Origin of the sequence: Cytobacillus oceanisediminis (genome assembly GCF_003182355.1) — a bacterium.
Taxonomy (GTDB): domain Bacteria; phylum Bacillota; class Bacilli; order Bacillales; family Cytobacillaceae; genus Cytobacillus; species Cytobacillus oceanisediminis_A.
Genome location: NZ_QGTW01000020.1, coordinates 35,515 through 48,844 on the forward strand (window position 1 = coordinate 35,515; position 13,330 = coordinate 48,844).

The 13,330-nt window shown below is 40.6% G+C and carries 13 protein-coding genes; 7 read left to right on the forward strand and 6 right to left on the reverse strand.

From position 1 onward, the window contains the following. Window positions 1-138 precede the first annotated feature (138 nt). From DFO73_RS25450 to DFO73_RS25460, 3 genes are all read left to right on the forward strand, one after another. Complete coding sequence (locus DFO73_RS25450; RefSeq protein WP_110067483.1) at window positions 139-1,497, forward strand: DUF5667 domain-containing protein; 1,359 nt, start codon at window positions 139-141, stop codon at window positions 1,495-1,497. A gap of 124 nt (window positions 1,498-1,621) precedes the next feature. Next, window positions 1,622-2,368, forward strand: a complete 747-nt coding sequence (gene sigI / locus DFO73_RS25455; RefSeq protein WP_110067484.1) for an RNA polymerase sigma factor SigI — start codon at window positions 1,622-1,624, stop codon at window positions 2,366-2,368. Beyond that, complete coding sequence (locus DFO73_RS25460; protein ID WP_110067485.1) at window positions 2,365-3,456, forward strand: anti-sigma-I factor RsgI family protein; 1,092 nt, start codon at window positions 2,365-2,367, stop codon at window positions 3,454-3,456. The genes sigI and DFO73_RS25460 overlap by 4 nt, the downstream gene beginning before the upstream one ends. 41 nt (window positions 3,457-3,497) lie before the next feature. Here DFO73_RS25460 and DFO73_RS25465 read toward each other — a convergent pair whose 3' ends face one another. The 4 genes from DFO73_RS25465 to DFO73_RS25480 form a co-directional block, all read right to left on the reverse strand. Continuing rightward, on the reverse strand, window positions 3,498-3,698 hold the full coding sequence (locus DFO73_RS25465; RefSeq protein ID WP_009331086.1) for an alpha/beta-type small acid-soluble spore protein: 201 nt from the start codon (window positions 3,696-3,698) through the stop codon (window positions 3,498-3,500). A 113-nt stretch (window positions 3,699-3,811) separates the two neighbouring features. Beyond that, window positions 3,812-5,140 (reverse strand): (Fe-S)-binding protein, encoded by a 1,329-nt coding sequence (locus DFO73_RS25470; RefSeq protein ID WP_110067486.1) that lies wholly within the window; start codon window positions 5,138-5,140, stop codon window positions 3,812-3,814. Continuing rightward, window positions 5,137-6,549 (reverse strand): glycolate oxidase subunit GlcD, encoded by a 1,413-nt coding sequence (gene glcD, locus DFO73_RS25475; protein WP_110067487.1) that lies wholly within the window; start codon window positions 6,547-6,549, stop codon window positions 5,137-5,139. The genes DFO73_RS25470 and glcD overlap by 4 nt, the downstream gene beginning before the upstream one ends. Window positions 6,550-6,925: 376 nt before the next feature. Continuing rightward, window positions 6,926-8,044 (reverse strand): CdaR family transcriptional regulator, encoded by a 1,119-nt coding sequence (locus DFO73_RS25480; RefSeq protein WP_110067488.1) that lies wholly within the window; start codon window positions 8,042-8,044, stop codon window positions 6,926-6,928. A 138-nt stretch (window positions 8,045-8,182) separates the two neighbouring features. On the opposite strand from DFO73_RS25480, the gene DFO73_RS25485 reads away from it, so the two are divergent. Then, window positions 8,183-9,547, forward strand: a complete 1,365-nt coding sequence (locus DFO73_RS25485) for a TrkH family potassium uptake protein (RefSeq protein WP_110067489.1) — start codon at window positions 8,183-8,185, stop codon at window positions 9,545-9,547. Between the two features lie 48 nt (window positions 9,548-9,595). Here the strand turns inward: DFO73_RS25485 and DFO73_RS25490 are convergent, their stop codons facing one another. Then, the gene (locus DFO73_RS25490; protein WP_110067490.1) at window positions 9,596-9,946 is read right to left on the reverse strand and encodes a DUF3905 domain-containing protein; all 351 of its coding nucleotides are present in this window, start codon (window positions 9,944-9,946) and stop codon (window positions 9,596-9,598) included. 153 nt (window positions 9,947-10,099) lie between these two features. Between DFO73_RS25490 and DFO73_RS28915 the strand changes: the two genes are divergently transcribed. Both DFO73_RS28915 and DFO73_RS28920 read left to right on the forward strand, forming a co-directional pair. Further along, window positions 10,100-10,261 (forward strand): hypothetical protein, encoded by a 162-nt coding sequence (locus DFO73_RS28915; RefSeq protein WP_181396131.1) that lies wholly within the window; start codon window positions 10,100-10,102, stop codon window positions 10,259-10,261. Then, window positions 10,261-10,413, forward strand: coding sequence for a hypothetical protein (locus DFO73_RS28920; RefSeq protein ID WP_181396132.1), 153 nt, complete (start codon window positions 10,261-10,263; stop codon window positions 10,411-10,413). Before DFO73_RS28915 ends, DFO73_RS28920 begins: the two co-directional genes overlap by 1 nt. Window positions 10,414-10,637: 224 nt before the next feature. Here DFO73_RS28920 and DFO73_RS25495 read toward each other — a convergent pair whose 3' ends face one another. Continuing rightward, window positions 10,638-12,386, reverse strand: coding sequence for a B12-binding domain-containing radical SAM protein (locus DFO73_RS25495; protein WP_110067491.1), 1,749 nt, complete (start codon window positions 12,384-12,386; stop codon window positions 10,638-10,640). A gap of 205 nt (window positions 12,387-12,591) precedes the next feature. Between DFO73_RS25495 and DFO73_RS25500 the strand changes: the two genes are divergently transcribed. Next, on the forward strand, window positions 12,592-13,308 hold the full coding sequence (locus DFO73_RS25500) for a (Fe-S)-binding protein (RefSeq protein WP_110067492.1): 717 nt from the start codon (window positions 12,592-12,594) through the stop codon (window positions 13,306-13,308). The last annotated feature ends 22 nt before the right edge of the window (window positions 13,309-13,330 follow it).

Consider the following 13,330-nt stretch of genomic DNA (forward strand, 5'->3'; position numbering starts at 1 on the left):
AATCATAAGAGGTGCTGTTAAAGCTTTTTTATTTTTTATAAATAAAAATTTTAAACACCCCCACAAACCCTCCTCTCGCTTCCGTACACTTGTAGTGAATAAAGCGGGCCGCTTAAAAAAAACATGAGGTGAAAGACATTGAAATTTTTATCCAATAAAGAAATGAATAAAATCGCAAAGAGTACACTGGCATTAGTAATTGCAGGTACCTTCACATTCTCAACTACAAGTGCATTTGCAAATGAAAATAATAATGAAACTGATCTTGAGACAGTTGAATTAAATAGCGATACTTCAGTAGAAGCTGAAGTTACGACTGAAACTGAAACTGACTCAGTTGAAGCAATTGAAAATGCAGAAGGGCAGCTGGAAGAGATCGAAGCTGAAACTCCATCCCTATTGCCTGGAAGCTTCTTCTACTTTACGAAGCTTGCATTGGAAAAAATTAAGCTTGCCCTTACTTTTGATGAAGTAAAAGAAGCTAAGTTACTTGCTACATATGCTGCAGAGCGTCTTGCAGAGGCTGAAGCCCTTTTTGCTGAAGGCAAAGAAGAAGAAGCTCTAGAAGCAATCGAAAAAGCATTAGAACATATAGAAAATGCAGATAGCATTGTTGATGAAGAGAAAGAGTCAGATAGCGAAGAACCAAAATCAGAAGATGAAAATTCTGATGATGAAAATAAAGAAGACGGGGTAACTGAAGAAGACGCTGCAGTTGAAGAAGACGGGGCAACTGAAGAAGACGAAGCGGTTGAAGAAGACGAAACAGCTGATGAAGATGAAACAGTTGAAGAAGACGCAGCAGTTGAAGAAGACGCAGCTGCAGATGATGACCTAGTTGCAGAAGAAGATTCTGTGGAAGAGGTTAAAGAACTTCTTGCTCAAAATATCTTATCACTTGAAAAAAATCTAGCTAAATTCAAAGAAAAAGCTGGAGACGAAAACGAGCAGGCTGAAGGTGAAACTCATCCGCGAATTGCTGCAATGGAAAAAAATATTGAAAAGTTCCGTACAAAACTTGCAGCTAAGTTAGCAAAATTGGAAGAAGAATCTGCAGGCAGTGACGAATCCGATGAAGAAGTAACAGAAGAAGAGCTGGCAACAGTTGAAGAACCAGCAACAGATGATGTTGCAGCTGATACTGAAACAGAAGAGACAGTAATTGAAGAGGAAGAAACTGAAGAGGAAGAAACTGCAGTTGTTGCTCCAGTGAAAGTTACAAAAGAAGAAAAAGACGCTGCCAAGGCTGCAAAGAAACAAGCTCATGAAGCTGCAAAAGCGGAAGAAGCTGCGAAAAGAGAAGCAGCCAAGCAAGCGCGCGAAGCAGCTAAAGAGGCAGAAATAGAAGCACGCGAAGCAGCTAAAAAAGCGGCTAAAGAACAGCAAGCAAAAAAAGTTCAAGCAAAACAGGATGAAGCAAAGAGCAATGGCAGCAAAGGGAAAGAAAAAGCAGAAGAAGCTAAGGGCCAAGGGAAAGAGAGCAAAGGAAACAACTAATAGAGCATGAACAAAAAGGAAAAGAAGGCACATAAAGGCTTTCTTTTCCTTATTCTATAGCCACCCTTAAAAAAACAATCTGGACATCGTATGATATAATGTGTTTTGAAAAGAGGTGAGGCTAATGCTAAGTTTATTGTTCATGACGAAAAAGCGCAAAAGAACGCTGGAAGAAACGGTAGAGTTGATACAGCAGGGGGATACAGCATTACATAATGAGCTAATTGATTCGTATAAACCGTTTATTGCTAAAACAGTTTCATCAGTTTGCAAGAGATATATTCATGAATCTGATGATGAATTTAGCATTGGCCTTATTGCTTTTAATGAGGCGATCCAAAAATACAGTCCGGATAAGGGCAGTTCACTGATCAGTTTTTCGGAAGTGCTGATAAAAAGGCGAGTAATTGATTATATTCGCAAGCAATCCAAATATCAAAACCTCAGTTTTAACGGAGCATCAAATTTGGAAGAAGATGAAACAGCAGGTTCATCCATTGAAGATGAATTGTCAATTGAAGATTTTAGAAAAAAAAAGGATGAGGAGCTCAGAAGAGAAGAAATCCTCCAGTTTACACAAATTCTACAGCAATTTGATCTGACTTTCACCGATTTGATTGAGCAGTCGCCGAAGCATGCGGATGCACGTAAGAATGCAATGGCTGTTGCCAAGATTCTGGTCGAAAATGAAGAGCTTAAAACGATTCTTATTGAAAAGAAAAGGCTCCCGATTAAACAGCTGGAAAGCTATGTATCGCTTAGCAGAAAAACAATAGAGAGAAACAGAAAGTACATAATTGCCATCTCACTCATACTGGCCGGTGATTATGTTTATTTAAAGGATTATATCAAAGGGGTGTTGGAAACGTGAAAACAGGTATTATTATGGAAATTAATGAACGTTTTTTAACGCTGTTAACCCCGGAAGGAGAATTTCTGCGTGCTCGTAAACAGGATCGGGCATACGTCATTGGACAGGAAATTGATTTCTTCCCAATAGAACAAAAAAGCGAAAAAAAGTCATCTTCTCTATCTATTTTTAACGTATTTAGAGGTAAAGCCATATTTGCAGCAGCTTTTGCGCTCATGTTAGCAGTTATTTCTTTTCTGCCGTTTTATCAAAGCAATGAAGTTTATGCTTACATGTCGATTGACGTTAATCCGAGCATTGAATTAGGGGTCAATGAGAAGTATCAGGTAATCGAGCTCGTGCCTTACAATGAAGATGGGGAGGGCATTGTCCAAGAGATTCAAAACTGGAAAAAGGAAGACATCCAGTCTGTAACAGATAAGATCCTCTATCAATTAAAGGAACAGGGCTATTTGGGGGAAAATAAAGAGATTGTTATTGCAGCCGTTTATACAGAAGAGAAAATAAAAGCGGATGACGGCTTGCAGGCAGAGTTAACAGAAATAAAAGAAGCTGCACAAAAAGAGCAGCTAGAAGTTACTCTCTTTGAAGCAAGTGAAGAAGAAAGAAAATCGGCAATTGAAAAAGGGCTGACAACGGGCTTATATAAAGAAAATAAATTAAAGGCAGATAGTAAGAAGCAATCAGAAAAAGAAAAACCGGCTTCTGCCAGTCAGCCAAAAGAGACAGACAGCATCTCTAATGATAGTAAGAAACCTGCTGAGATTCCGCCTGGACAATTAAATAAGCAGGAAAAACCTGCAGTAAATCAGGAAAAGCGGAATGAAAAGAAAGAAAAGACAGCTGCTCCAGGGCAGATAAAGAAAAATGAGAAGCCGGAAGGCAAACAGAATTCCAATGAAAAGACTAATGGGAAGAAAGATATAGAGCACAAGCCCAATGAAAACAATGAAAAAGGAAATAACGAAAAAAAAAATAAACAAAACGAGAATAATGGAAATCAATCCAAAGATAAACATATTAATGTAAATAATGGGAATGGGAATAACCCTGAGAAACAACAAAAAGATAATGGCAATAAAAAGTAAAGTCCGGAATTCTCCGGACTTTTTTCCATTTATATGAAGTTTTATTGATTGTTTTGGCCGGACATTTGAGCCTGAGCTTGCTGAACAAGTCTCTTTGTAATTTCTCCGCCCACAGATCCGTTTGCCCGGGATACTGTATCAGAGCCTAATTGAACACCAAATTCCTGGGCAATTTCATATTTTACCTGGTCCATGTATTGTTCGATTCCAGGAACTAATAGTTTATTGCTGCTTCTTGCCATCGTATTCAACTCCTTTTTATTGGTCTACAGAGTTTTCTATTCCCTCTGTATTTGTAGTATGAATAAAAAGGGGAGTTTCATAAGTGGTAATATTTTCGGCATAAACGGCTTTTCTATTTTTCGCCAGCCGCTTCCAGAAGCAGATCTGCTATATGGACCGCATTAACCTTGCCGGATAGCCCTTCACGTTCAATCCCAAGCTTCATTTGCAACAGACAGCCAGGATTAGCGGTAACAATGGCTGCAGCATTTGCTGATTTTGCATGTACCATTTTATGATCAAGTATTTGCATAGACATCCCAGATTCGACAATATTATAAATGCCAGCAGAACCGCAGCATTTGTCGGCATCTTTCATCTCTGTAAACTCAATCCCGCTGATTGCTTTTAGCAGGGTGCGGGGAGCATTGGCGGTCTTCATAACGTTCCGCAGATGGCAAGAATCCTGATAGGTAATCACCTGGCTTGGAAGTTTAAGTTTTACATTCTTTTGGAAATCAAGTTCATAAAGAACTTCGCTGATATCCTTTAGCTTTGCTGAAAAATCTCTGGCCCTGTCAGCCCATTGCGGGTCATCCTGGAGAAGATATCCATAATCAATAAGAAAAGCCCCGCAGCCGCCAGCATTAGTTATAATATAATCTACATCCAGCTTTTCAAAAGCTTCGATATTCCGTTTTGCGAGCTCTTTAGCGGATTGCTTTTCACCGCTATGTCCATGAAGCGCTCCGCAGCACGCCTGATCTTCCGGGATAAGAATTTCACAGCCTGCAAGCTGAAGGAGCCTTAATGTTGCATTATTGGTTTCCAAAAACATAGTATCCATCAAACAGCCGGAAAAAAAAGCAGCTTTCTTTTTTTGAACACCTGAAGCTGAAAAATAGGAAGGCCTATTTTTCATTGCTTTCATAGTAGGAACTTCTGGCAACACTTTTTCCATCGTCGCCAGATTTTCGGGCAGCCATTTTAGCATTCCCGTTTTTCTAGCGAATGATTGGAGCCCTGAACGCTGATAAAAACCCAAAAACCCGGTTGCCGCCCTTACCCGGTTTTGATGGGGGAAGAACTCATTAAAAACCAGATTTCGGGCTACTTTTACGGGGAGTGAGTGTCTTTTATTCTGATTAATAATATCTCTGGCTTCTTCAAGCAGGTGGCCGTATTTCACACCCGATGGACATACAGGTTCACATGCACGGCAGCCAAGACAAAGGTCCAGTGAGCGCTCAATATCTGCATCAGGTTCAATAAGTCCATCTGCTACAGCCTTCATCAAGGCAATTCGGCCTCTCGGGGAATGTGTTTCTTTAAAACCCGACTCGACATAAGTGGGGCAGGAAGGAAGGCAAAAACCACAGCGCATACAATTTAATAGCTCATCCTCATTCATGCGGTTCTTAAATTCTTCCTGAATAATTGTTTGTTCTTTTGTCGTCGTCATTTTGTAACCACCACTCGTTTTCTGCTATCCTTGGCAAAGACCTTACCGGGATTCAAAATATTATTTGGGTCAAGGGCGTTTTTTACAGCTTTCATGGCCGTAATCCCCTCATGGCCAAGCTTTAGCTTAAGGTAAGGAGCTTTCATGACGCCTACTCCATGTTCGCCAGTTATCGTACCGCCAAGTTCAATAGCCTTAATGAAAATCTCTTCAAATGCTTTTTCTACTCGTTCCATTTCATCGTGGTCTCTGGCATCTGCAGGGCATGTAGGATGCAGGTTCCCATCGCCTGCGTGGCCGAAAGTGCAAATAGAAAGGCCATATTTATGTGATATTTCATTTATGGCTTTAACCATTTTTGCGATTTCAGATCTTGGGACTGTCGCGTCTTCAAGAATCGTTGTCGGTTTTAAACGGGCAAGGGCTGATAAAGCAGCGCGGCGCGCAGTTCTCAACGCTTCTGCTTCCGATTCGGATTGGGCAACCTGAACTGAAACGGCACCTTGCTCTTTGCAGATTTCAGCCATTTTCTGCATATCTCTTTCTACAACTTCAAGGGGGCCATCCTGTTCGATCAGGAGGACTGCTTGAACGTCTGTTGGCAATCCAATTTGAGCAAAGTCCTCCACTACTTTTAATGTAGGCTGATCTAGAAATTCCAGTGTTGCAGGAATAATTTTTTGTGAAATGATTTTAGATACTGACTTGGCAGCAGCCTCTAAGTCCTGGTAGAGTGCAAGCATGGTCTTTTTTGTTTCAGGCAGAGGTATTAATTTTAAAGTTGCTTCCGTAATAATTCCCAGAGTCCCTTCAGACCCGACAAATAAACGGGTAAAATCATAGCCTGCTACATCCTTTGCAAGCTTTCCGCCTGTTTTGATGATGTCTCCATTAGCCAATACAGCCTCAAGCCCAATCACATAATCCCTTGTTACACCATATTTTAAGCCACGCAGCCCGCCTGAATTTTCGTTGATGTTACCGCCTATGGTGCTTATTTTCATTGAGCTCGGGTCAGGAGGATAAAAAAGCCCTTTTGCTTCAACCTGGTTAATCATATCCAGTGTAATAGCACCTGGCTGCACGGTTACTGTAAGGTTTTCTTCGTCTATTTCAAGAACTCTGTTCAGATGCCTGAAAAGGAGAACAATTCCCCCTTCTGTAGGACAAGTCCCTGCACAAAGATTGGTGCCAGAACCCCTTGGTACGATTGGTATTTTGCTGCTATTGCAGATTTTTACGATCTCAGCTATTTCCTGCGTGTCTCGAGGACTGACGACTGCATCAGGCAGCGCTTGAAAGTTCGGGGTGGCATCATATGAATAAACAAGGCGCCCTGCTTTTGAGTCATCATAGTTTTCAGCGCCAACAATGGCTGTTAATCTATCTTTGATTTGACTTTCAATCATTCATGTATCTCTCCCTTAGAATTTTTTGCGTTCGGAGCTACTATTTCTCTTAAGCCTAGGGTTCTGTTGAAGCTCAATGTTGATATTGGCACCCTGTTGATTAGAACGGAAGGCGCGAGCTTCTCGAAAATCTATCGCATTACCATCGTGCGGTGTTTATACACGGATGCTTATTCAATATCCAGCGGGAGAAGCGAGTCAAAGGGAGACCCCACAGACGCAAGTAGCCGAGGAGAGCCGGACCGCTCGCAGTTCGCTGAGAGCCTGAAGTGGAAATCAACAGCAAGTTTAACAGAGCAAGTCTATATATAATTTCAGTATAAAAAAAAGCAGGGAATCCCTGCTATGGATAAATGCATGAAAAATGATAACGAAGTCAAATGTTTTTTGTACATTCCTCTAAAAGTCTTATAGCTAAAAACAATTTCATTAAATCATCAATATTTGATGTATTTAACCCGGATAACTCATAGATTCTCTTAAGCCTATAATGAAGCGTATTAATATGTATGTGAAGCGTCTCAGCTGTATTTTTCAAAGAGTGATTTTGTTTAAATAATTCCTTAAGTGTTAACATTAAATCCTGTTCATGAATAATAGAGCCAACCGTTCGATCTATGAAATCATTTTTTGTTTCTGCTGAAAGATCATCAAATATCATTTCCATAGTCAAATCTTCGTCGAATATTACCTTGCCCCGTTCTTTTGCTATTTTTAAAGCCCGTTCTGCCTGCCTGAATGCATCCGGCAAATTGGAAGGGGGCATCCGCTTACCAGTCCCTATGCAAACCTGTGCAGATAGCAGGCTCTCCAGAAAGCGATGGAATCGGAGCACTTTATCTTTTGAAGATATATCATTATTTGAAGAAGAGATTCCAGATAAAAATACAATTCTGTCATTTCCCCAGCGAATGATTAAATCCTGCTGCCTGGCTTCCTGCCAGGAAAGGATCGAATTCCAGAGATCCCTATGCACCAGTAAATGATTTTGCTTAAATTCAGCAATGGAGACTTGCCTGTCTATCGTAAGATTGATTTTAAGCAAATGAGCCCGTTCTCTGAATGAAGGATCCCATTCTTTCGTCTGCAGCCAGTCAAACATAAAGCCTTCCAGTGCTCTGGCCTGCCAATCCAGCTGTTCTGCATAATAGCTCTCGCTTATAAATAACTCTGTCATTTTACGGATGATCTCCCCGAATGGAGAAACCTTTACGGGGTCCCCAGTAATTCCTATAACTCCTGCAGTTTCTCCTTTAAAAAAGATCGGCAGGTTAATTCCTGCTTTTACTCCCTGCAGCCTTAATTGGTCTTCATTTGTGATAATTATCTTATCTTTATTTTTCACCGTAATAAATGCACCCTCATGAAAGGTGCCGATTCTGCTTGGATCTGTACTAGCAATGATCACCCCCGATGTATTGGCAACAATGATATCTTCATGAAGAAATTTGCGTACTTCAGCAATAATTTTCTCAGCAAGACCAGGGAATAACATGTAAAACCTCCTGATTTATTTTGTTTCCATTATATAAAAATAAAAAACTTCCTGCGAATTATCTTATATCCCTTTAAAAAACAGGGTATATTCATTATGATAAGGGTTAGGAAAAATTTCGAAAGGGACAGGTACAATATGTGGAAAGACTTAAGACTCTGGCTGGATAAACTAACACCTGCCCAAGTAATATCAGGATATTATTTATTGGCAGTCTCTGTATCAGTTCTTTTATTAAGAATACCTGGTGTACATAAACCAGGTGTTGAGGTCGCATTTATCGACACAATTTTTACTGCAGTCAGTGCTGTCAGTGTAACAGGCCTGACAGTGGTTAATATTTCTGAAACATACAGCGTTTTCGGCTATTTTATTATCATGTTTATTCTGCAGTTTGGCGGAATAGGAATTATGGCCTTGGGCACCTTCTTTTGGCTATTGCTTGGCCGCAAAATCGGATTGAGGGGGCGCCGCCTGATTATGGTGGACCATAATCAGTATGCTTTATCCGGACTTGTTAACTTAATTAGGGAAATTATAAAAATTATCCTTGTGATTGAGGCTCTGGGAGCGCTGATACTTGGCTTTCATTTTCTAAAATATTATTCCACATGGGAGGAAGCCTTTCTCCATGCCCTATTTGCCTCTGTAAGTGCTACAACTAACGGAGGGATGGATATTACAGGTGCATCTTTGCAGCCTTATGCTGGTGATTACTTTGTCCAGCTCATTCATATCATTCTAATTACATTAGGGGCTATCGGCTTCCCGGTTCTTATTGAAACAAAGGCTTATTTGTTCAGAAATAAATGGGATAATGAACAGCCGTTCCGTTTTTCCTTATTTGCTAAGCTGACAACTGTTACGTATGCTGTTCTTTTAGTAATTGGCACAGTTATCCTGCTTTTATTTGAATACGGCCATTACTTTAAGAGTATGAGCTGGCATGAAAGCTTTTTTTACGCGTTTTTTCAATCAGCTACGACAAGAAGCGGCGGCCTATCAACTATGGATGTGAGCGAATTTACTATGCCTACGCTTCTGGTAATGAGTATTTTGATGTTTATCGGAGCTTCCCCAAGTTCGGTCGGAGGAGGTATCAGAACGACTACATTTGCAGTAAATATCCTTTTCATCTACCATTTTGCCAAGGGGAATCGTGATATTAAGATTTTTAAGAGAGAAATTCACGAGGACGATATTCTTAAATCGCTGGCAATCACCTTGCTTGCAGTAGGGATGTGCTTTATCTCCGTTGTCACTCTCAGCATTACTGAACAAGAACACCATATTATAGAGATAATATTTGAGGTTTGTTCTGCTTTCGGAACAACAGGCTTATCAATGGGGATAACCCCGGAATTGTCGAATATCGGAAAATGCATTATTATGGCATTAATGTTTATCGGAAGGATTGGATTGACTTCTTCCCTATATATTATTGGCGGGAAAGAAAAGCAGCCTAATTTTCACTACCCAAAAGAACGAGTTATTATTGGCTAAAAAAGCAGGCCGGAAGAGCTTTCCGGACTGCTTTTTACATGTATTGTCTTAATCAGTTCCGCGGCTGACGTCCTTTGTCGGGTGCATGAAGGGATACCCTTGAGGCGGTTTCTTGCTTTCAAGCAATTCTTTGTTTTCAGTTGTGTTCCAGCCAATATCATTAGTCGGATGAACCCATTCATCGCCTGCCATTACTGCAGGATCTGTTTCATCGCTCCATTTTTCCAGGGGCGAGTTATCTGAGGAGTAAAAACTGTCCCCGATTGTAACGCCGAACGAATTCTCAAACGGCGGCTGCAGCTCCATTCCAGTATCCTTAAAACTTGGTGCCTCAATTTGGTGTGGAAGTGTCTCATTAATACCGATGTTCTTCTTGTTTTTACTGTTCTTCTTTGTCAAAGCGGCTCATTCCTTTTTTACTTATTTTTTTGCTGAGAGTGTTATTTTATTGATTTTTTTCAGCAGTAAAATAAGGAAACTGAAATCAGGAATGAAACCCGTTTTTTTACGGAAAATAAAAAAGTAAAATTTTCTATTCAGGAGGAGATTAGGATGGCTAAACGCAAAGCGGAATATAATGCGGTTGAGAAATATAGCAAAACACCTAAGAAAAACTTGCAGGAATCCGAATTTTCGGCGGAATTCAGCCAGGGCGAAAACCCAATGAAAAATGCAAACCGCAACTCTAAACATGGGATAGAGGGAAGAGCCTAGTGGGTAAAAAGGAGCAAAAGGACGCCAAAAAAAGCGATTCTTCTAATGTTGAATTTGGCATGGAGTTTGGCGATATAAATGCAAATAAATTATATGAACTTCCTTTTATGAACCATGAAAAAACTAAAAAGAAGAATGATGATAAGTGCTAAAAAACCGGCGAAAAGGCCGGTTTTTTGCTGATCGATCTAATTTGGCTCATGTTTAAAGGTAAATGCTGATTTAGCACGTGCTGATTAGAGCGGTAGGCGCGAGACGCCTGCGGGAGCAGCGTACCCTAGGGAGACCCCGCAGGCGTAAAAAGACGAGGAGGCTCCCGGAAACCCGCGGAAAGCGAGAGCCTGCAGTGGAAGTCAACACTCAAGGTTAACAGAACCTATAATTTAAGAGATCTGGAAAAGATGGACACCTTTTCTGAACTCGGATCAAAATAGGCAAGAAAGGCAGTTTCCTTCCTTTCAAGTTTTCCCTCGACTAAATATTTCTCTAAATCAAAAGACAATCTTTCGAGCAATGTGTGTTTGTATATTTCCTTTTCATTCAGTTTAAGGTTTGAAAAATCTTCTCCAAGCTGTGCTGGATGTTCCAGCAGGTGCTGATAAATCTTTGACCTTTCCGCTCTTTCAAAGCTAGCCTGCCACCATGGCTTTCTTGGCTTGTACTTTTGCTTGGAAATATAGTCATACTTCATTAGACCCTCAATCATATCAATGTCTGCTATATCTTTTGACTGCAGGAATTCAAACAGGCGTCTGAAAAGATCCTCTAGCTGATGTCCGATTCTGGACCAGCCTTTTAGCTCCCAATAGCTGCCGAACTCCTGGAAGAAATCGAACGGCGTTGGGAAGACTTTCGTGACCAGATATTCGATGGTGGCATCCATCCTGTGGTCATTCCAGTATTTCTCCAGTACATCCTCAACCTGTTTAATACGGATAATGTCATCAAAAGACAGAACATTATTCCCCAGTATTTCGTATGGTGAATGGTCCATATAGATATATTGATGTTCCTCGGCTCTTAGCCTTAACCCTGTCCCCCGGAGCATTTTTAAAAATCCAAGCTGCAGCTCTTCCGGGCGCATCGCAAAAACATCATTGAACGTTTTCTTGAAGGAATGATAATCTTCCTCAGGCAAGCCTGCAATTAAATCAAGATGCTGGTCAATTTTTCCTCCATCTTTAACCATCGTAACAGTACGGCAAAGCTTATCAAAGTTCTGCTTCCTCATTACTAGTTCGTTTGTATAGTCATTGGTTGACTGTACGCCAATTTCAAAACGGAACAGTCCTGGAGGCGCTTCCTTGTTTAAAAACTCTATCACTTCCGGCCGCATGATATCGGCAGTGATTTCAAACTGAAATACGGTTCCAGGCAGATGCTCGTCAATTAGAAATTGGAACATTTCAAGAGCATAGCTGCGGCTAATATTGAAAGTTCGGTCTACAAATTTAATGGTTTTCGCACCGTTTTTCATTAAATATCTGATGTCTTCCTTAATCTTTTCTCTGTCGAAGTAGCGTACGCCAACTTCGATTGACGAAAGGCAGAACTGGCAGCTGAAGGGACAGCCTCGGCTTGTTTCTATATAGGTAACACGTTTGGATAGATGCGGAATATCTTCTTCAAATCGGAATGGAGAAGGCAGCTCGCGCAAGTCAAGTTTGTTTCGCTGAGGGTTCATAAGCACCTGGCCGTTTTTTCTGAAAGCGAGGCCGTGCACGTTCTCCATATTCAAGCCGCCATCCAATTCTGTTAATAGCTGCTTAAAGGTCTCTTCACCCTCGCCAATAACGATATAATCAAACTCTTTAACGTTCTCCATCCATTCAGCAACATCATACGTTACCTCAGGTCCTCCAGCTACAATATGAATGGAGGGATCTATCTTTTTAATCATTTTAATAACCTTAATCGTTTCTTCAATATTCCAGATATAACAGCTGAATCCGATTACAGAAGGCTTTTTGCTGATAAGATCTGTAACAATATTCATTACAGGGTCTTTAATTGTGTACTCAGCCATTTCTACATTGAAATCGGGCTCGGCATATGCTTTCAAATAGCGAATCGCTATATTTGTATGAATATATTTGGCATTCAGCGTACTTGCAATTACTTTCATCTATTTTAAACTCCCTTTATTAGCAACTTAAACATCATATAATTGTATCATATTTTTGACGGAATTAAATGAAGTAAAACATTGTCAGTTCAGGGGCAGCAAGCGCTGATAATTATTTGAATATTATTAAAACAACGTCAAAGCTTGTTAGAAATGTAGTAAAATGTAAGATATAAAAATTTTATAGCTTAGGGAGAGGAAAAGAATGAAGGTAAGCCTTTTTGCAACATGCCTGGTAGATATGTTTCAGGGAAACGCCGGCAAAGCAACAGTCGAATTGCTTGAAAGGCTTGGATGTGTAATAGATTTTCCGGAATCACAGGTTTGCTGCGGGCAGCCTGCATTTAATAGCGGTTATGTAAAAGAATCAAAGGAAGCAATGAAAAGGATGATCGAAGCATTCGAACATTCAGAGTATGTTATTTCTCCTTCTGGTTCATGTTCTTATATGTTTCATGAGTATCCGCAAATTTTTAAAGGCGATCCAGTTTGGGAACCGAAAGCCAAAAGACTGGCAGAGAAAACATATGAACTCACGCAATTTATCGTGGATATTTTAAAGGTAGAGGATGTTGGCGCGAGACTTGATGGGAAAGCCACCTATCATACGTCCTGCCATATGACCAGGCTTCTAGGGGTTAAAGAAGCACCAATAAAATTATTAGGGAAGGTTAAAGGCCTCGAATTTACCGAACTTCCGGGGAAAGAGCAATGCTGTGGTTTTGGCGGAACGTTCTCAGTCAAAATGGCACAGATATCTGAACAAATGGTAGATGAAAAGGTCCATCATGTTGAAGAGACTGGAGCGGAATTCCTGATAGGCGCTGACGCAGGTTGTTTAATGAATATCGGCGGAAGAATTGGGCGCCAGGGCAAGCAGATTAAGGTCCTGCATATCGCAGAAGTATTAAATAGCGGCTGAACATACATGCTTTTTGTTAGGG